This is a genomic window from Aeromonas intestinalis (assembly GCF_054052485.1).
In genome coordinates this window covers 328535-347774 of sequence record NZ_JBSTYK010000002.1, presented here as the reverse complement: position 1 = coordinate 347774, position 19240 = coordinate 328535, and the positions used below count along the sequence as shown (strand labels likewise).

Here is a 19240-nt window from a genome sequence, read left to right as displayed (position 1 = left end):
ACCATCTCAGGACAAGGAGGTTAAGTTGAAAGACAAGGATACCATCGCGCTCTTTATTGACGCAGACAATGCACCGGCAAGAAAGATTGAAACGGTGCTGTCCGAATTGGCCCTCTATGGTGTGGTCAATATACGCAAGGCCTATGGCAACTGGAAGAATGCCAACCTCAAGCCATGGGAGGACATATTGCACGAGTACGCCATCCAGCCAGTGCAGCAATTTGACCTGGCCAAAGGCAAGAACGCCACCGATATGGCGTTGGTGATCGACGTGATGGATGTGCTCTACACCAAGGATATCGATGTGATCTGTCTGGTCTCTTCGGATTGTGACTTTACGCCGTTGGTCACCCGTTGCCTGGCCGATGGCAAACAGGTGGTCGGGTTTGGGGAGCGTAAGGCCTCCCTACCCTTCGTGAATAGCTGCTCCAAGTTTCTTTACTTGGATCCCCCACTCCAGGAGGTGAAAGAGGAAGTGCCGATTGCCATTCATGCGAAGAACCTGAAAGGGGACACTCGGCTGATCAATCTGCTACGTCAAGCCATTGATGCTGTGGAAACGGGAGATGGTTGGGCATCCTTGGGCGGGGTTGGCAGTCACATCTCAAATCATGCGTCGTTCGACCCGCGTAACTATGGGTTCAGAAAACTAAGCGACCTATTTGCAGCCATTGACCTCTTTGAATTGAAAAAGAACGAAAAGTCTGGACTGATGGTCAGACACAGAAAATCGGTTTCTCAGATCAAAAAAATCGTCGAGCTGTGACCTTCATTGGCACATAGCTTGATGGCAGGGCAACATTCTTATCGCAGGTCGGTTTGGAAGTAAGGGATTCGCGAATGACGAATGATGAGGTCAGTACCCTCAAAGCCGAAAATGTGCGCTTGATTGCACTACTGGAAAAACACGGCATCGAGTGGCGACTGCCGAATCCCGCCGCTCCTGTGGTACAAAAGCCAGGCGCCACACTCTTTTCCACCGCTCAAAAGGTTGCGATGTTTCGTGGTCTTTTTCGTGGACGCACTGATGTTTACCCTATACGCTGGGAAAGCAGGACAACCGGCAAATCCGGTTATGCCCCGGCCTGCGCCAACGAATGGCGAGCGGGGGTCTGTGAGAAGCCCAAAATTAAGTGTGGTGACTGCACTCAGCGCCTGCTGATCCCAGTCTCCGATACCGTGATCTACGATCACCTGGCCGGTAAGCACACCGTCGGTGTCTATCCATTGTTGGAAGATGACAGCTGCTATTTTTTGGCCATGGATCTCGATGAAGCCGATTGGCGCGAAGATGCGCGTGCAATCATGCTGTCGTGTGCAGAGTTGGAAATTCCGGCCGCACTGGAAATCTCACGCTCGGGCAAAGGTGCCCATGTTTGGGTGTTTTTTGTCAGCCGTGTATCGGCACGCGATGCCAGACGCCTGGGCTCAGCCATCATCAGCCACACTTGTGCTCGCAGTCGACAACTGAAGCTGGGCTCCTATGATCGATTGTTTCCTAATCAGGATTCCATGCCCAAGGGAGGCTTCGGAAATCTGATCGCCTTACCGTTGCAAAAGGGGCCGAGGGAGAAAGATTTCAGTGTTTTCGTCGATGCCAAACTGGCCCCCTACCCTGACCAATGGGCATTTCTTGACTCCATCCAGTTGATGCCCCCACACGACATTGAGCCCACCATCCTGCAAGCCACCGGTAATGTTCACCCACTCGACGTGACCTTTATTGATGACGAAGACCTGCTCACCCCCTGGAAGCGGGAGAATACCGCGACCAAGAAACTGTCCGGGCCGATGCCTACCTTGCTGAACGTGACAATGGCCAACTTGATCTATTTTGAGAAAGCGCAGTTACCGCAGGCGTTGGCCAATAGCCTTATCCGGCTAGCCGCGTTCCAGAACCCTGAGTTCTACAAGGCACAGGCCATGCGAATGTCGGTATGGAATAAACCCCGTGTCATCGGCAATGCGGAGAACTTTCCGCAGCACATCGCCTTACCTCGTGGCTGCCTTGATGCGGCAATGGATCTGCTCCGGGAAAACGGCATCGGTTGCCATCTGTGCGACGAGCGCATTGCCGGTGAACCCATAGAAACCGCCTTCATCGGCACCTTGCGGCGGGATCAAGAAAATGCCGTCGCAGCGATGCTGTCCCACGATGTCGGTGTGCTATGCGCTCCGACTGCTTTTGGTAAAACTGTCACCGCTGCCACAATGATCGCACGCCGAGGCGTTAGCACTCTGGTGCTAGTACATCGCACCGAGTTGCTTAAGCAGTGGCAAGACCGCTTGCAGGCATTCCTGGAGAACAGTAAGGGGTTGGTCGGCACCATTGGTGGTGGCAAGGCTAAGCCAACCGGGAAGATCGATATCGCAGTAATGCAGTCCATCTCTCGTCAAGGTGAAGTCAATCCGCTGGTAGAGAACTATGGTCAGGTGATCGTGGACGAATGCCACCATATTGGCGCAGCGTCTTTTGATGCCGTATTGAAGCGAACCAAAGCGAAATTCGTACTCGGCCTGACCGCCACCCCTATCCGTCGTGACGGCTTGCAACCGATTATCTTCATGCAGTGTGGCCCCATCAGATACACAGCGGAAAAACCGGTCAATGCCCCTCATAACCTGGAGGTAGTGCCCTGCTCATGGTCTCCCCACATTGAACTGCCTGCCGAGGCGGGCATCCAAGACGTCTTTAGACATCTGGCCAATGATACGGCCCGAACTGAAGCCATCGCAGCCCAGGTGCGCGATGCCTATGAGGAGGGCCGGAAGGTACTGGTTCTGACGGAACGCACCGAGCACCTTGATGCAATCAAATCTGCCCTCGAAAATCTGACGCTTCCGCCGTTTGTGCTGCACGGTAGAATGTCCAAGAAACAGCGGTCAACGCTGATCGCCGACTTGGATGCGTTGCCATCCGATGCGCCGAGGATCTTGTTGGCGACAGGTAAATTGGTCGGTGAAGGCTTTGATCACCCACCCCTCGATACGCTGATCCTGGCGATGCCGGTTTCATGGAAAGGGACGCTACAGCAATATGCTGGGCGTCTGCATCGGGAACATGCAGGCAAGACCGATGTGCAAATTTTCGACTTCGTGGATACCGGTCATCCTGCATTGCTGCGAATGTGGGACAAACGGCAGCGGGGGTATAGGACGATGGGATACAGAATTAAAACCTGAGTCCGTTTTTCAATAAGCACCAGTCCACAGGAAGGAGTAACCCCTGCCTCCATAGATGACTCCTTTTTTAAAGTTACCGACATCCTTACGCAAACCAAGTAAGTGGATAAGGACAAGTGGCATGAAGAGTCAATAAGGCATTGGGCAGCCAGATTTCATCGTTGGATGGCATCAATTTAACGGTATAAAAAAACATCGGACAATACGAGAACTGTCTACGTTTGAGACTTCACATCTTGCTGTTATACAAACATTGGCGCATGATGGTCATCAATTTGATTATAACGATAGCGCCGTATGGATTACAGCATTCAATTTTCATTTCCCCCTGTAGTGGTAGTTCATGCCTAGTTCCTCCGCTAAGCGGCTCGATGATTTGAGCTTGGTCCAGCGTGAGCGGCTGGCCTACATCGACTTCCGACTCTACTTCTTCGGTGAAATCGGTCGCCCAGACCTGATTGAGCGCTTCGGTGTGGCTCCGGCAGGGGCGACACGCGACTTTGCCCTGTACCGGGAAATTGCACCGCATAACATCATCTTTGACAGTAGCAACAAGATCTACCGCATCGCGCAGACGTTCTCCCCTCTGTTCGACCACCTATCTCAACGCGTGCTGTCGGCGCTGGCGCAGGGCTTCGGCGAGGGCGCAAACGGCGCAACGCAACCACTGCTGCCGTGCGAGTCGCCCACCGCCCTGAGCAACCCCAGAATGGATGTCTTGGCGCCAGTATGCCGGGCGATCCACGCCAAGCGGCCAGTCTCCATCCGCTACCACTCGATGAGCAACGGTGAGTCCGACCGGATCATCGTGCCGTTTGCCTTGGTTGATTCAGGCCTGCGTTGGCATGTCCGGGCTTTTGATCGAAAGAGTGGTGAGTTCCGCGATTTTGCTGTCACTCGAATGGAAGCGCCCGTGTTGGTCGATGAAGAACCCAAAGCCAATGAGCGCCCGGATAACGATATTCAGTGGACGCGGATCGTGGAGCTGGACTTGGTGCCACACCCGCGTCTCGCCCGCCCCGAAATCATCAAGATGGACTACGGGATGGTTGGCTGCTCGATACGAATGCGAGTGCGAGCAGCTGTTGCGGGTTACATGTTGCTGCGCTGGAGTGTGGACTGCTCGCCCGACCATCACCTCAAAGAAGAGCAGTACCGCCTATGGCTTAGCGATCCACTGGCGCTGTACGGCGTCGAGAACGCCAAGCTGGCTCCGGGCTACCAAGCCCCGAGCAACGTCAAGAAACGATAGAAAGAAGAAAACCAATGACCAAGGCACTTTGTAGCCCACGACAAACTGAAGGATGCCAACTTCAAGGGTAAGGGCAAGGTGTCGCCCTTCGTGCTAACGCAGGAAGTCAGCTCAGAAAACGCGTGGAGGCCCACGCTTCTGGCAGAGCGCCAAGAACGCCTTGTGGGCGAACTCAAAGATCATGAAGTCTCGCCGTCGCCACTGACAAATGCCACCGGCGCTGCGGCGAATTGAGGAACGTATCGATGCAGAAGAAACAACAACAAGACCAAAGCCAGATCAAGTGGATTTCCGACTTCATCTGGAACATTGCCGACGACCGCCTGCGCGACGTCTATGTACGCGGCAAATACCGCGACGTGATCCTGCCCTTCATCGTACTGCGACGGCTCGATGCCGTACTGGAGGCCACCAAGGAAACTGTGCTGGAGCGCAAGAAATTCCTCGACACCCACAAGGTGGCCGAACAGGACGGCGCGCTGCGCATGGCGGCAGGCCAAGCCTTCTACAACGTCTCGGAATTCACTCTGGCCAAGCTGAAAGCAAGCGCGGCGGGGCAACGGCTGCGCGATAACTTCATTGCGTATCTGGACGGCTTCTCGCCCAACGTGCAGGAGATCCTCACCAAGTTCAACTTCCGCAACCAGATTCAGAAACTGGTGGATTCCCATGTTCTCGGCTACCTGATCGAGGACTTCCTCGACCCAGAGGTCAATCTCGCGCCGCTGCCAGTGAAGGATGCTGATGGCCGCATCAAACTGCCCGCACTGGATAACCACGGTATGGGCACGGTGTTCGAGGAGCTGATCCGCCGTTTCAACGAAGACAACAACGAAGAGGCTGGCGAGCACTTTACTCCGCGCGATGTGGTGCAGCTCATGGCCAAGATGCTGTTCCTGCCGGTAGCCGAGCGCATCGAATCCAGCACCTATTCGCTCTACGACGGCTCCTGCGGCACCGGCGGTATGCTCACGGTGGCCGAGGAGGTGCTACACGAACTGGCCGAGCAGCATGGCAAGGAAGTGTCCATCCATCTGTTCGGGCAAGAGATCAGCGACGAAACCTACGCCATCTGCAAGGCCGACCTGCTCTTGAAGGGCGAAGGCGAAGAGGCCGAGAATATCGTCGGTGGCGCTGACAAATCCACCCTGTCCGCCGACCAGTTCCGTTCGCGCGAATTTGATTTCATGATCTCCAATCCGCCCTATGGCAAGAGCTGGAAGACCGATCTGGATCGCATGGGCGGCAAGAAGGAATTCAACGACCCGCGCTTCATCGTCAACCACGCGGGCAATCCTGAGTTCAAGCTCATTACCCGCTCCAGCGACGGGCAACTCATGTTCCTGGTGAACAAGCTGCAAAAGATGAAGCACAACACGCCGTTGGGCAGCCGCATCGCGCTGGTGCATAACGGCTCCGCGCTGTTTACCGGCGACGCGGGCCAGGGCGAGAGCAACATCCGCCGCTGGGTGCTGGAAAACGACTGGCTGGAAGCCATCATCGCCCTGCCGCTCAACATTTTCTACAACACCGGCATCGCCACCTACATCTGGGTACTGGCCAACAAGAAGGCTGAAGCGCGTCGTGGCAAAGTGCAATTGATCGACGCAAGTGGCTGGTTCCAGCCGCTGCGCCGCAACCTCGGCAAGAAGAACTGCGAACTGGGCGAGGCCGACATTGCCCGCATCCTTGACCTGTATCTGCACAGCGAGCAGGAAACGGCTGAATCAAAGTGGTTCGACACCCAGGACTTCGGCTACTGGAAGATCACCGTCGAGCGCCCGCTGCGCCTGAAAAGCCAGCTCTCTGACAAACGCATCGAGCCCCTGCGCTTTGCGTCTGGTGACGAGGCGCTGCGAGCCGAGATCTACGCCACCCACGGCGAGGCACTCTATACCGAGTTCGCCAAGCACAAACCGGCCATTGAGGCATGGTTGAAAGGCGAAGACGAGAACGAAGATGACGACAGCCAAGACAGTGACGATGAGAGCGAAGCTCCCGCTGCGCGTAAGGCAGTACCCGCCAAGCGCCGCAAGAAGCTGCTCGATGCAGCGACCTGGCTGCGCGACAAGTCTTTGATGGAAATGGCGCAACGGGTGCAAAAGACGCTAGGTAGCGCCATATTCGACGACCATAACGAGTTCCGCACCCGCTTCGACGCTGCGTTGAAGGCAGAGGGTGAGAAACTCAGCGCGCCCGAGAAAAAGGTCATTTACAAGGCGGTGAGCTGGAGAGATGACGCTGCGCCGCCGGTTCTGGCTAAACGCACCAAACTCAAATCGAGCGACTTCTTTGAACCCAGCTTCGACGGAGCATACTTAGAGACCGTGGGCAAGGATCGCTTCATTGTCGAGTACGAGCCAGACAGCGAGCTGCGCGACACCGAGCAGGTGCCATTGAAGGAGGCGGGCGGTATTGACGCCTTTTTCGAGCGTGAAGTACTTCCGCACGCGCCGGACGCCTGGATCGCCTTGGACAAGACCCAGATCGGCTACGAGATTTCCTTCGCCCGCTACTTCTACAAGCCCGTGGCGCTGCGCACGCTGGCGGAGATCCGTGCCGACATCCTCGCGCTGGAGCAGCAAAGCGAAGGTTTGCTGCACAAAATCGTAGGGGTAGAGAAATAATGTTTCGCCCTTATCCGGATTACAGACGAACTGATTTGAAGTGGTTTGAATATTTACCTGAGTCGTGGGCCATCCTGCGTACCAAGCAAATGTTTCGCCTGGTCATTGAAAAAGCGCCAGCAAATAACCAGATGGAGTTGCTATCTGTTTACACCCATATTGGCGTCAGGCCGAGAAAAAGTCTTGAGCAACGCGGCAATAAAGCCTCTACAACCGATGGATACTGGGTTGTAAAAGAGGGGGACATAATTTGCAACAAGCTCCTCGCTTGGATGGGGGCTATTGGCGCCTCCCACTATCAAGGCGTTACCAGTCCAGCCTACGATATATTGAGACCAATCAAGTCATGTAACACTGACTACTATCATTTTCTATTCAGGACAAAAGAATATCTCCAACAGTTCAAAATAAGATCAAGGGGCATTATGGATATGCGTCTTAGGCTGTATTTTGACCAATTTGGACAAATTCCAATTCCTGTCCCTCCGCGCCCCGAGCAAGATCAAATAGTTGCCTATCTCCGTGCGCAAGATGCCCACATCGCTCGCTTTATCAAGGCCAAGCGCGATCTCATTTCGCTGTTGATTGAGCAGAAGCAAACCATCATCGAGGGGGCGGTAACACAAGGTCTTAATGCCGCTACAGAGAAGCGCGATTCAGGTATCGACTGGATTCCGAACATCCCCGCACATTGGGAAACATGCAAGATCAAACACGTTGCAGCGTTCAATCCGTCTCGCTCGGAGAGTGCCGCATTTCGACTCAGCGACGTCTCGGTGTCGTTCCTGCCGATGGAATGCATCACGACGGATGGAAAGCTACAAAGCGTTGAGAACAGAAAGACCTCGGAAGTTTGGGAGGGCTACACCTACTTCCGCCGCAACGATGTGGTGATGGCGAAGATCACGCCGTGCTTCGAGAACGGGAAAGGTGGGTTGCTCGATACGCTACCGACTGAGATCGGTTTTGGCACAACGGAGTTCATCGTGCTCCGGGCGGCAGAGCAGCGAATTCGACCAGCGTTCCTAGCGAAGCTGTTGTCGCTTAGGACGTTCCGCGTACTGGGAGCCGATGCGATGACGGGAGCTGCGGGCCAGCAGCGCGTGCCGCTCGGTTTCGTCAAGAACTTCGGAATTGCTCTGCCGCCGTTGGACGAGCAGGATCAGATTCTGAACGAGCTTCAAACTGCGACGGCAGAGCAAGACGTTGCCATCGAGAAAATTCGTAGTGAAATCGCCCTCATCCGCGAATACCGCGACCGCCTGATTGCCGATGTGGTCACCGGCCAAGTGGACGTGCGGGGCTGGCAACCCGGCCCGGAGGACGTGGTGGACGACGCGGCGCTGGCCTCGCTGGGCGATGAACAGGAAGACGTGACAGAAGAGGAGGATGGCAATGGCGAAGAGTGACACCAGCGAGCGCTGGTTCGAGGCGCGCGTGGTACGCGGCTTGACCGGTGTGCCGCAGCCCGAGTACAGCCATGATCTGGCTCCCACTGACTTCGCCGCTACCCACAACGGCTATGTGCAGGGCAAGCCCACCGACTACAACCGCGATGTGGCGCTGGATGTGGCACAGTTGCTCGCCTTCTTGCAGGCCACCCAGCCCAAGGCGGTGGATACGCTGGAGCTGGCGGCGGATGGCATCAAGCGCACCCAGTTCCTGCACCGGCTGCAAGGCGAGATCACCAAGCGCGGCGTGGTGGACGTGCTGCGCAAGGGAGTGAGCCACGGACCGATACACGTTGACCTCTACAAGCTGCTGCCCACGCCGGGCAATGCCACCGCTGCGGAAAACTTTGCCAAGAACATCTTCAGCGTCACCCGGCAGGTGCGCTACAGCAACGCTTCCGGCAACGAACTGGACTTGGCCATCTTCATCAACGGCCTGCCGGTGCTGACCTTCGAGTTGAAGAACTCGCTGACCAAGCAGACCCTCGCCGACGCCATCGTTCAGTACCAGACCACGCGCAGCCCGCAGGAGCTACTGTTCCAGTTGGGACGTTGTGTGGCGCACATCGCGGTCGATGACGTGGAGGCCGCGTTCTGCACCGAGCTGAAGGGCAAGGCGTCGTGGTTCCTGCCGTTCAACCAGGGCTGGAACAGTGGCGCGGGTAACCCGCCCAACCCGGATGGTCTGAAGACCGATTACCTGTGGAAGCAGGTACTGACCCGCGAGTCACTGGCCAACATCATCGAGAGTTACGCGCAGGTGGTTGAGGAAGAGGAAACCGGCGCCAGCGGCAAGAAACGCAAGAAGCGCAAACAGATCTTCCCGCGTTTCCACCAGTTGCGCACGGTACGTGCCCTGCTGCGCCGCGCCCACAACGACGGCGTGGGCAAGCGTTATCTGATCCAACATTCGGCGGGCAGTGGCAAGAGCAATACCATTGCCTGGCTGGCACACCAGTTGGTGGAATTGCGTCGCAAAGATGACCCACTGGCGGTGCAATTCGACTCCATCATTGTTATCACCGACCGACGTGCGCTGGACACGCAGATCGCCCGCACCATCAAGGGTTATGACCACGTGGCGGCGATCTTCGGCCACTCCGACAACGCGCAGGAGCTGCGAGGATTCTTGCAGAAGGGCAAGAAGATCATCGTCACCACGGTGCAGAAGTTCCCATTCATCCTTGATGAGCTGGGCGACCTGTCCGGCAAGCGCTTCGCGCTGTTGATCGACGAGGCGCATTCCAGTCAAGGCGGCAAGACCACGGCGCGGATGCACGAAGCCCTCGGCGGCAAAGCAGCCGATACCGACACGACTGGCAAGATTTCCGAGGAGGAATTCGAGGAAGACAGCACGCAGGATGCGGTTAACGCGGAAATCGAGAAGCGCATCGCCTCTCGCAAGCTGCTGGCCAACGCCAGTTACTTCGCGTTCACAGCCACCCCCAAGAACAAGACGCTGGAGTTGTTCGGCGAGAAGACGCTGGTCGGCGACAAGGTGCAGTTCCGCTCGCCGGAGGAGCTGACCTACACCACCAAGCAGGCCATCCAAGAGAAGTTCATCCTCGACGTGGTTGAGAACTACACCACCTATAACAGCTTCTACCAAGTGGCCAAGACGGTGGCGGACGACCCGGAATTCGACAAGGTGAAGGCACTGAAGAAAATCCGCCACTACGTTGAATCGCACGACAAGGCCATCCGCCGCAAGGCCGAGATCATGGTCGATCACTTCATCGCACAGGTTGCGGGCAAACAGAAGATCGGTGGCAAGGCGCGGGCAATGATCGTGTGCAACGGCATCGCGCGAGCTATCGACTACTGGCGTGAGGTGTCGGGCTACCTCGCACAGATCAAGAGCCCGTACAAGGCCATCGTGGCGTACTCGGGTGACTTCGAGATCGCTGGCGAGAAGAAGAACGAAGCTGACTTGAACGAATTCCCTAGCAAGGACATCCCGGAGAAATTCAAGCAGGATCCTTATCGGTTCCTCATTGTCGCCAACAAGTTCGTCACCGGCTTCGATGAGCCCTTGTTGCACACGATGTACGTGGACAAGCCGCTGGCGGGCGTGCTCGCGGTTCAGACCCTATCACGCTTAAACCGGGCACATCCCCAGAAGCACGACACTTTCGTGCTCGACTTCGCCGACAACGCCGAGGCAGTGAAGGCGGCGTTCCAGGACTACTACCGCGCCACTATCCAGACCGGCGAAACCGATGCCAACAAGCTGCACGATCTGAAGGCTGAACTCGACGGGCAGCAGGTGTATAGCTGGCAGCAGGTAGAAGACTTGGTGGCGCTGTACTTGGGCGGTGCAGACCGGGACAAGCTCGACCCCATCCTCGATACTTGCGTGGCCGAATACACCGACACGCTCGGCGAGGATGAACAGGTCAAGTTCAAGGGCACAGCCAAGGCCTTTGTTCGCAGCTACGGCTTTCTCGCCGCAATCCTGAGCTACGGCCATCCGACGTGGGAGAAACTGTCGATTTTCTTGAACTTCCTCATCCCCAAACTGCCTGCCCCCAAAGAAGAAGACCTTTCCAAGGGGGTGCTGGAGACCATCGACATGGACAGCTACAGGGTGGAGGCCAAAGCGGCACTGAAGATGGGAATGGCCGACGCCGATGCCACTGTTGAGCCAGTGCCACAGGGCGGCGGTGGCGGTAAGGGCGAGGCAGAAATCGACAAGCTCTCTGCGATCATCAAAACCTTCAACGATCTGTTCGGCAACATTGAGTGGAAGGACGAGGACAAGATCCGCAAGGTCATTGCAGAGGAAATTCCGGCGCGGGTGGCGCAGGACAAGGCTTATCAGAACGCGCAGGCGAACTCCGACAAGCAAAACGCCAAACTGGAGCACGACAAGGCGCTCAACCGCGTGGTGTTGGAGTTACTGTCCGACCACACCGAACTGTTCAAGCAGTTCAGTGACAACCCAAATTTCAAGCGTTGGCTGACGGACACTGTGTTCGATGCGACCTACCACCGGGGTGCTATGCCGCCGAAGGTACCGCCACAGCCTGGGGCGTCGGCATGAGAAGGAACTGGTATGGGAGGGCGCGATGACCGAAATATCTACAGAGGATCAAATCAAAATTTCTGCGCTTTACAGAGAGGCTGAGCGACTAGAAGAAGACGCCATGTATTCGAGCAAGGGACATTTCAATGCCGAAGACACATGGGTTCAGCGCAACTACTGGCTCGGTGTGCCAGCAACCGCTCTAGGTGCAATTGCAGGTGCCGCGCTAGTCAAAAGCCAACCTGAGTGGGCCAGTGCTTTCACCTTGCTGGCGTCGCTACTGACGGGGTTGATGACCTTTCTCAAGCCCAACGAGCGCGCAGCAATGCATCGGGCAGCTGCCGGACAATTTTTGGCTCTTCGGAATGAAGCCCGTTTTTTTCGTGAGATCGAACTACTTGAGATCGATCGGCTGGGAGAGTTTCCTGAGAGATTGAAGGCTCTCTCCTCTGCACGCAATGAGCTGAACCAGAAGAGCCCGAGTATTCCACGGCGCGCATTTGTCGCTGCACGCAAAGGCATCGAGGAAGGCGAAGCTACCCACAAAGTGGACAAGGAGAAATGACAGAATATCGGTATTGAGTTTTCTGACGGACACAGCCAGCAGTGCTGTGCTGTCTGCTACCGAGCAGTCGTCTATCACGACCTCGATTTCTACGCTGCAAACTCGAATTGGTCAGCATTTCGCCAACGGTGTGTTCAAACAGCACTTCCGCTTCGGCTCATCGACGCGGGGGACCATTTTACCGCGCTCTATGGACGAGCGTTCGGATATCGATTACATGATCGTGTTCAGCGAGAACAACGCCACGCCACAGACCTATCTGAACCGGCTAAAGGCTTTCGTTGAAAAGTACTACCACTCTTCGGAGATCCGCCAGTCCAGTCCAACAATCGTCTTGGAACTGAACCACATCAAGTTCGACCTCGTGCCCGCTACAATGACGTGGCTTGGCGAGTTGCAGATTCCGGATGGCTATGGCGGCTGGATGACGACCAACCCGAATGATTTCAATGCAACGCTTGAGACAAAGAACAAAGAGAACAAATCGCTGATCAAGCCGTCCATTCGGCTGTTCAAGTACTGGAATGCGACCGCAGGTTTTCCGTTTCGCTCCTCCTTCGAAATGGAGAAATGGGTCTGCGGCCTGAGCTTCTGGTTTCAGACAAACCAGAAGGACTATTTCTTCGCAGTCATCGACAATCTGAATACGAGCCCCTCATACCCTCAGAGGGTGAACAACGAAATCACGCGCGCGAAAACCATCGTGGCCAATGTTCGTCAGTATGAAAAGGATGAGATGCCGGTGACGGCAGAGAACGAAATCAAAAAGCTGTTCCGACTTTGAGGAGGAATACATGCCTTTCATCGTATTGGAATTGGCGGGCACCGATAGTTGTCTTGGTAAAGGAGCTCACATGGTATCCATTCATGTACACCCACAGGCTTACCACTCCCCTTTCCAGCCTGACGAAGGGCTCTCTGGTGGATCGGTGCGGGGTTTGATATCGAGGGATAACTCCAGTGCTGCGAGGATCTTAAACAAGGTACCCAGCTTGGTTGACTCGGGATTGAGCTCAAAACTGGAGACAGTGTCTTGCCTGATACCGACCTTGTCGGCCACTTTGCCCTGAGACTGTTTTTGCAAACACCTAGCATCCTTGAGATAGGCGCTTAGTTGCTTAGCGCTGGTTACTTTCATGATTCGACATACCCGATTGCTGACACCCTCTCAATGTACACGCTATAACAGGTATTTCAATAATTACACGCTTTGGCAGGTAATCACTCTTTACACGTTAAAGGAGGTATTTTATCGAACTATCAATGCCGACTAAAAATTGACCCACTAGGTACAGAGCAACAGCAATCTCTCTCACATTGAAACGACAAACCCGCCTAGTGGCGGGTTTGTCGTTAAATTGAGGTAGCCCTGCATAACAGGGCTAGAACGAACCTAGTGTCATCACCAGTATGGTTGCTGGGAGAGGACTGAATCTAGGGCTGCAAGGACAGTATAGCAGTATTGCCAAATGACTCAAAGTGAAGAAGAATGAACTGAACCTAGAAAATCACTTTGTACCAGTCTTGAACTGTTCGGTGATAGCAACTAAATGCCGAGGGTACACATGAATAGCATTGTCATTCTTGCCTTATTTTACGCGTTTATGACTTTGTTCGGTATAGCCTCCCTCTACCTGTTTCTAGAGAGACAAAAACTTAAGAAATCAAAACTTACAGAATCGCCAACCAAGAATCACTTTGACCCAATGAATTTAGACCCTCATTGAGTAACTACGGGGCCTCGGAAAACTGTACCAGTTTCAGCTATTGCTCTGCATATTTGATAACTTTTACTCCTTCCCCAAAATTAAAACGCCCAGCCATAAGGCTGGGCTACATAATAATATCTGCCTCTACGGCAGAATATAGTCCCCAACTTGGATGATTTCTTCCAGTCCTAATCTTGGCTGCCTATACGGCAGTTCACATTATCAATAAGCAGGGTGCCCTCCCCTTCCGTTTCTTGGCTGCCTATACGGCAGTTCACTGTGCGCATGCAAACGTAATACTTTGAATGAAAAGGGAAAAATAGCATCGCTGTAATTTGACCATCATTCTGCGTGTTTCTCTAACTGCTTGTTTTACCTTGCTAAGGATAGACCATTCTAAAAAAGAGTTGAAAAAATCGCTCCCAGGTCTGGAACGTATCCCGTGTAGAGATCATTGGATGCCAGTCCATAACTGCTATACCCGCTGTCTTCGCTTCGCTCGTACCGATGCTTCTGGATGTGCAGAATGTAACTTTGTCCACTGCTGGCACTTTGCATAAAAACTGAATGAAAAACCCCAACCACCTTAGTCTCGTCTGGCATATGGGGTTGGAATGCTTCGCCTCGTGCCTTTGCCCGACGTTTAGCTCTGGCTAGTCGTCGCCTCCGCTCTCCTACAAACAGTTTTGCCAGATTCTGGTTACGAATAAACCTGACATTCTGGCAGGTATCTGGCACCTCCAGCACAAGACTGAGCGCAAAAAAATTATCCGCCTGCATCACTTGAAAATAGGACCGCTCTCTAAACCGTTCCAACAAGGATTTGTTCGTACTGACGAAGGCGATAGAACGACCGAGATCTCTATCACTCCACTCTGGGAAGGCTACACCGATCTGGATACCAGGATGGGCTTGGCGAAAACCATGGAGTATTGATATACAACGGCCTGCCAACAGGCCACAATCAACATCATCAGATAGGTAACGGATAGCAAAAAAATAACGGTTTTCGGTCATCTCCCCTTCCCTTTCTGAAACAATCCACCTTTCACTAAGACAGCCATCAAATAGTGAACTTCTCCAGGTAGCTCAACCCCACCCCCTTCAGACGACTCCAGAACGGTGACAAACTGCTCTGCTTTTGTTAGCAAGTGATAAAAATCCTGGCCGGTTGCAGGATGACGCAATGCTGTTAGCGCCTCGTGATTGGCTCCATACTCATGTACTCGCAACGGCAGGTCTGCGTCATTTGCCCACCAATCATCAATTTTTTGCAGTGCAGCACCAATTTTCTGCGGATTGATACAGGCCGCTAGCTGACCATCGCTACATTCGACAGTAGCTAGCTGGCGGCTTGCCACGCTGTGATCATCTGGTCGTTCGGTAAATTTTTGACTGGGGAAGATTTCTTGGCAAAAACCCGTTTTCAGGGAGGCTGTTACATCGGCAAACCAGAAAATATCGGGCTGACTCAAAGCTTTCGCCATCTCGCTAGTCAACTGCTCTAGTTGTTTTTGTTCCAATTCTGGCCAATCGCCCGACCAACTCAGCCTACGAGCATCTGGGATATGGTATGTGGAACCCAGCGAAGTTTTGATCTCGATTTTGGTTCCTTGGGTATATTGATTGCGCCACAACCAGATTCCCCTCAGCACGTTAGCGCTGTAGCGGCGGGCCAATTCATTGTATCCACCGAGTCGCTGGTAGGCCTGCGCCAGCCCGATCATCACGCGCAAAACATCAGGGTTGGAGCAAACATACGGCCGCATTGAATTGGCCTCTACCCTGAGCGAAAAACGGCAATACAGCTCATCAACGTTCGGGGGAACATAACACGCTTCGATCGTTTGGGGGTTGCTGTATGCCAGTTCATATCGCTCAATATTTTTCGGCTTTAAATTGGCGTCAAACCCCTCCGTGTAGCCACATTTTTGCCCGCTAATCTTTGCCACTTCGATCCGCAGCGGTACAAAATCAGATTCTGCTGTTTTGTAGAAAAACACCGCCTTGCCGGGAGATAGCGAGCGGCTATAGCTGAGATGAGTGCACAGTTCCATGCATTTACCCCGTGTTTGCTGAACCATTCATCAGGATAGCCCCCTTCGCATCATTCAACTGCCAAAAGCCAGCGCCAAAGAACCGTTTTTTGCCTGCTAGCCTCATTTCAACGGGGTTGATACAGAGTGCCGTACCAATTGCAGATTCTGCGTAGACATGCTGGCCTTCGATACTTCCAGCCCGCTCAACGGGTTCTTCAAGAAAGACAAAACCAGTCGCAACCGGACGTAATCGACGGTCTAGTGCTAATGCTTCACTGAGTTCCTCAAAACTGCGTAGATCGGCATCAGACGGGTATATCCAACACCCATATCGTGGCAATCGAGATAACACGGTAAACAGCGTACTTTTATCTTGGTAAACAGTGCACCAGTTGTACTCTTCATACAGCGATGGTGGATGTAAACACCCTCCTGCGAAGCGAGCAGGCAGCGCCACTCGCAGCAAATCAAGGCAAGTTGTGAATGGCAAGGATCCACCAGTTGGGATATGTACCTCGATAATCAAGTCCATGCCCAAATCACAGTATCTCCCATCAAGTAGGCCGGGACGACGGATGGCTGAAACAGACTTAGGATCCGCCGATTTGCTAGGCTCAGGTAGATGCTTCCCAGTCACCAGGCTGTAACGACCTAGGTACCAAGCCAGCCCTCGAAAATAAACCGATTGGCCGATCAATGACTGCAATCGACGTTCATAGTCATGACAAAATCCAGCCAACGCTGAGAGCGACGGAATACCGCACAGATAGGGATTTGCCAGAGCTGAGGCATCGTAAACGGTTAAGCCTGACAAATGCAGGTAGTAACAAGATGTTGGAGGGTGTGGCTCATCCTTTTCCTCATCGTCCGCTAACTGCCTGAGCAACCATAAAATCTGACTTTTAATCGGTGCCATCAACGCGGGATGAAACGCAAAGCGCCTACCTGCTGAATGGTTTTGCAGTTCAAGATGAAATCTGCCTGCCACTTGTAGCATGAGCTCAGGTAGCATTTTTTTGGGCTGGGTGATGAGCTCCAGCTCCAACCCCCCTGATGGCAGGTTACCAGGCTCCCCACGCCCACTGCTCACTATCTCATCCCGCCACTCTATTATTGGTCCTAACCATAACGCCAATTGGCGCCGCAGGTAGCGAAGGGCCGATAGCCGCAATTGCCGCTGCTGTTTTCGGGTCAACCCTGGCCTAGATATCACATGCTTCAGCGCATCAATAAACACATGGTCATTGAAAACCGAGCGATCAAACAGACTCTGGCCATTTGCCAGCCGATGTTTGCGGGCCTGTGAGAAACTGCGGGCTTTGTCCGGACTAACTGGCGGAGGGTAATCGAGTACAGCTACCTTGCCACCAAGGGCACCGACCAGACTCCCTACGCTGGCCGGATGATCATGATGTATATAGGTACACTGCAATTTCTTTTCATGAACCACATTTTGTAGCTGGGCAAGCAGTGCATGGCTGACGACGGGTGTGACTACGCAGTAATTACCCTGGTACAGAAAACGCACCTGTTTTGAAAAGGGACTCACTACAGTCGGGAACGTGTTGTTCTCCAAATTACTCGCTAACAACTGGCACCAGATATCAAGTTGCTGTTGCGTCAACCCTAACCCTATCAACGCCTGCTCCCACGTCTTACTCCTGGCTACTAGCTGTAATGCCAGATTAGTGCTGTCATCGCGGTATCGAAACGAAGTGCCAAAAAGCTTGGCAAGGTTTATATCAGAACTATCATGGGCCCAGCCCATTCTCATGGGTAAACCTGCGCTGCTGATAACACCCGGGATCAGCGGTGGTGCATTTATTATGAGCCGCTCACCACTGACCCGAGCATCAGGATATTTCAGATTGTGAGTGTGCAGCCAGCGAACCGTATGTAGGCAATTCGTGATGTGCCCCTCATCGCTCAAAAGTTGCCTGGCGAGACCCTCATCACACAGACTTTCTACCCTATCGCGTTTGAGCGTCAGATTCAGCAGCACAACCAATGCCATTTTCTCTGCACCATCGACACCTATCTCCGCAGAATAGGGAGCAAGATAGCGTCTTAACTGTCTGTCGCGCTCACCATGATCCTCAATGTCCAATAGCTCCTCGATATGCATTATCGTCACCATGCAGGTAGATAGGTTGAACTGTGATCATGATGGGACTGCATACGCGCCTGGCGTAACTCGACTACGTGTCGGAGGTGAAACACTGCCCGATGAGGCGATACCGTATTTCGGCTAGCCGGTCTGATAGACAGCGGCAAAAATCCCTCATGGTGTAAACGGCGAACCTGCTCAACAGAGGTGGATAACAACGTTGCGGCGTCTACTGCTGAGAGCAGAAGATCTCCTACATTTGCGACCCTGCACTGAGGATGGCGGGCGACCAAGTCGGTCAAAAAACCGATCAGATTTTTGAGTATAAAATTCTGCCCCGTATTGCGCATTGGGATCTGACGGCAATCAGCCACTACGCTCCCGAAAACATCCACAAAATCGGTATGATTCAGCGGCTTGGTTTGCCTGACCAATGCATCATCCACCATCTGCTGTAACTCCCGCCAGAAAGCGTCAGGCCATGCAGTAAAGTGGCCGATGGCTTTTGTAAGGGCCCTGTCGTCACGCACTGCCTCATGATCACTGAGGTAACGCTGCTGATACCAATACAGAGCTCCAAATCGCGCACTCAGGGAGCCTATGGCTAACAGCGGATTGGACGATTCAAATGAACAACCATAGGCCAATGCCGACAATTGGATTTCATCGGGCTGGGCCGGGACCGTTGATGCTGTACGTAAATCAAAGCCACACTGGCAATGATTTATCGATTCGCTGGCCAGGTAATTAAGGGATTCACCACAGGCTGGGCAACTATAAATCAATCTCCCACCATGACGATGGCATCCAACATAGGGTTTGAAGTGCCAGCATTGACGCACATACGCTGACTCGCGCAAACAATCTGGACAACAGGGGATTTGATGAACCCGAATGAAACTGAGCGGGATATCGACGCCCGACCTGTGTACAGCTTTGTAGTGATTACCAAAACTGATGGCCGAATGGCATAGTGCCAACTGGAGTAAACGAAATGGAGCTCCGTCAGTCAATCTATCCACAAGTTGCAAGGCCCTGACCCGTAAACCACTAGATCGGCTTGCATGAAAAATGTTGAGCCTTGATAGCTCCAATGGAAATGCCCCGGCTGCCGCATGATCCGTCGTGTGAAGCCAGTCCTGAACTGAGCCGCTGAAGATGCGATAGCGCTCAAAACCATTTTCTTGGGACAAGCGTAAAAAATAGCTCTCCAATGCCTCGTCAGCGAAGGGTTCAGGTCGAACAAGAAGATGCATAAGATCACCAAAACTAAATATTGCTT

At 53.6% G+C, this 19240-nt stretch carries 13 protein-coding genes; 8 read left to right on the top strand and 5 right to left on the bottom strand.

Annotation, left to right across the window (positions count from 1 at the left end; all coding sequences use genetic code 11):
- Positions 1 to 25 precede the first annotated feature (25 nt).
- From ACW5W7_RS03805 to ACW5W7_RS03770, 8 genes are all read left to right on the top strand, one after another.
- Positions 26 to 766 (top strand): NYN domain-containing protein, encoded by a 741-nt coding sequence (locus ACW5W7_RS03805; protein WP_279473647.1) that lies wholly within the window; start codon positions 26 to 28, stop codon positions 764 to 766.
- A gap of 74 nt (positions 767 to 840) precedes the next feature.
- Positions 841 to 3183, top strand: coding sequence for a TOTE conflict system archaeo-eukaryotic primase domain-containing protein (locus ACW5W7_RS03800; RefSeq protein WP_279473646.1), 2343 nt, complete (start codon positions 841 to 843; stop codon positions 3181 to 3183).
- Positions 3184 to 3565: 382 nt separating this feature from the next.
- A complete protein-coding gene (locus tag ACW5W7_RS03795; RefSeq protein WP_239991392.1) occupies positions 3566 to 4435 on the top strand; it encodes a helix-turn-helix transcriptional regulator in 870 nt (289 codons plus the stop codon).
- Positions 4436 to 4680: 245 nt separating this feature from the next.
- On the top strand, positions 4681 to 7062 hold the full coding sequence (locus ACW5W7_RS03790) for a type I restriction-modification system subunit M (RefSeq protein ID WP_279473645.1): 2382 nt from the start codon (positions 4681 to 4683) through the stop codon (positions 7060 to 7062).
- Positions 7062 to 8471 carry a restriction endonuclease subunit S gene (locus ACW5W7_RS03785; RefSeq protein WP_279473644.1) on the top strand — a complete coding sequence of 470 codons (1410 nt, stop codon included), beginning with the start codon at positions 7062 to 7064 and terminating at the stop codon, positions 8469 to 8471. Before ACW5W7_RS03790 ends, ACW5W7_RS03785 begins: the two co-directional genes overlap by 1 nt.
- Complete coding sequence (locus ACW5W7_RS03780; RefSeq protein ID WP_279473643.1) at positions 8458 to 11556, top strand: type I restriction endonuclease subunit R; 3099 nt, start codon at positions 8458 to 8460, stop codon at positions 11554 to 11556. The genes ACW5W7_RS03785 and ACW5W7_RS03780 overlap by 14 nt, the downstream gene beginning before the upstream one ends.
- A 25-nt stretch (positions 11557 to 11581) precedes the next feature.
- The gene (locus ACW5W7_RS03775) at positions 11582 to 12103 is read left to right on the top strand and encodes an SLATT domain-containing protein (protein WP_113995282.1); all 522 of its coding nucleotides are present in this window, start codon (positions 11582 to 11584) and stop codon (positions 12101 to 12103) included.
- Positions 12104 to 12116: 13 nt separating this feature from the next.
- Entirely contained in the window at positions 12117 to 12887 is a 771-nt protein-coding gene (locus ACW5W7_RS03770) for an SMODS domain-containing nucleotidyltransferase (RefSeq protein WP_279473804.1), read from the top strand.
- 99 nt (positions 12888 to 12986) lie between these two features.
- Here ACW5W7_RS03770 and ACW5W7_RS03765 read toward each other — a convergent pair whose 3' ends face one another.
- The 5 genes from ACW5W7_RS03765 to ACW5W7_RS03745 all read right to left on the bottom strand — a co-directional run bounded on the left by ACW5W7_RS03765 (position 12987) and on the right by ACW5W7_RS03745 (position 19214).
- Positions 12987 to 13241, bottom strand: coding sequence for a helix-turn-helix domain-containing protein (locus ACW5W7_RS03765; protein WP_113995280.1), 255 nt, complete (start codon positions 13239 to 13241; stop codon positions 12987 to 12989).
- A gap of 967 nt (positions 13242 to 14208) precedes the next feature.
- On the bottom strand, positions 14209 to 14829 hold the full coding sequence (cas6f, locus tag ACW5W7_RS03760; protein WP_088821975.1) for a type I-F CRISPR-associated endoribonuclease Cas6/Csy4: 621 nt from the start codon (positions 14827 to 14829) through the stop codon (positions 14209 to 14211).
- Positions 14826 to 15869 (bottom strand): type I-F CRISPR-associated protein Csy3, encoded by a 1044-nt coding sequence (gene csy3 / locus ACW5W7_RS03755; RefSeq protein ID WP_157668945.1) that lies wholly within the window; start codon positions 15867 to 15869, stop codon positions 14826 to 14828. The genes cas6f and csy3 overlap by 4 nt, the downstream gene beginning before the upstream one ends.
- Positions 15870 to 15873: 4 nt before the next feature.
- Positions 15874 to 17976 carry a hypothetical protein gene (locus ACW5W7_RS03750; protein ID WP_279473641.1) on the bottom strand — a complete coding sequence of 701 codons (2103 nt, stop codon included), beginning with the start codon at positions 17974 to 17976 and terminating at the stop codon, positions 15874 to 15876.
- Positions 17977 to 17981: 5 nt separating this feature from the next.
- The gene (locus ACW5W7_RS03745; RefSeq protein WP_088821972.1) at positions 17982 to 19214 is read right to left on the bottom strand and encodes a TniQ family protein; all 1233 of its coding nucleotides are present in this window, start codon (positions 19212 to 19214) and stop codon (positions 17982 to 17984) included.
- Positions 19215 to 19240 lie beyond the last annotated feature (26 nt).

What these genes read in the sequence shown, in the direction of transcription:
- ACW5W7_RS03775 (WP_113995282.1), top strand. Translation starts at nt 11,582, where the DNA reads ATGACCGAAATATCTACAGAGGATCAAATCAAAATTTCTGCGCTTTAC.
- ACW5W7_RS03785 (WP_279473644.1), top strand. Translation starts at nt 7,062, where the DNA reads ATGTTTCGCCCTTATCCGGATTACAGACGAACTGATTTGAAGTGGTTT.
- ACW5W7_RS03750 (WP_279473641.1), bottom strand. Translation starts at nt 17,976, where the DNA reads ATGCATATCGAGGAGCTATTGGACATTGAGGATCATGGTGAGCGCGAC.
- ACW5W7_RS03800 (WP_279473646.1), top strand. Translation starts at nt 841, where the DNA reads ATGACGAATGATGAGGTCAGTACCCTCAAAGCCGAAAATGTGCGCTTG.
- csy3 (WP_157668945.1), bottom strand. Translation starts at nt 15,869, where the DNA reads ATGGAACTGTGCACTCATCTCAGCTATAGCCGCTCGCTATCTCCCGGC.
- ACW5W7_RS03745 (WP_088821972.1), bottom strand. Translation starts at nt 19,214, where the DNA reads ATGCATCTTCTTGTTCGACCTGAACCCTTCGCTGACGAGGCATTGGAG.
- ACW5W7_RS03780 (WP_279473643.1), top strand. Translation starts at nt 8,458, where the DNA reads ATGGCGAAGAGTGACACCAGCGAGCGCTGGTTCGAGGCGCGCGTGGTA.
- ACW5W7_RS03790 (WP_279473645.1), top strand. Translation starts at nt 4,681, where the DNA reads ATGCAGAAGAAACAACAACAAGACCAAAGCCAGATCAAGTGGATTTCC.
- ACW5W7_RS03765 (WP_113995280.1), bottom strand. Translation starts at nt 13,241, where the DNA reads ATGAAAGTAACCAGCGCTAAGCAACTAAGCGCCTATCTCAAGGATGCT.
- cas6f (WP_088821975.1), bottom strand. Translation starts at nt 14,829, where the DNA reads ATGACCGAAAACCGTTATTTTTTTGCTATCCGTTACCTATCTGATGAT.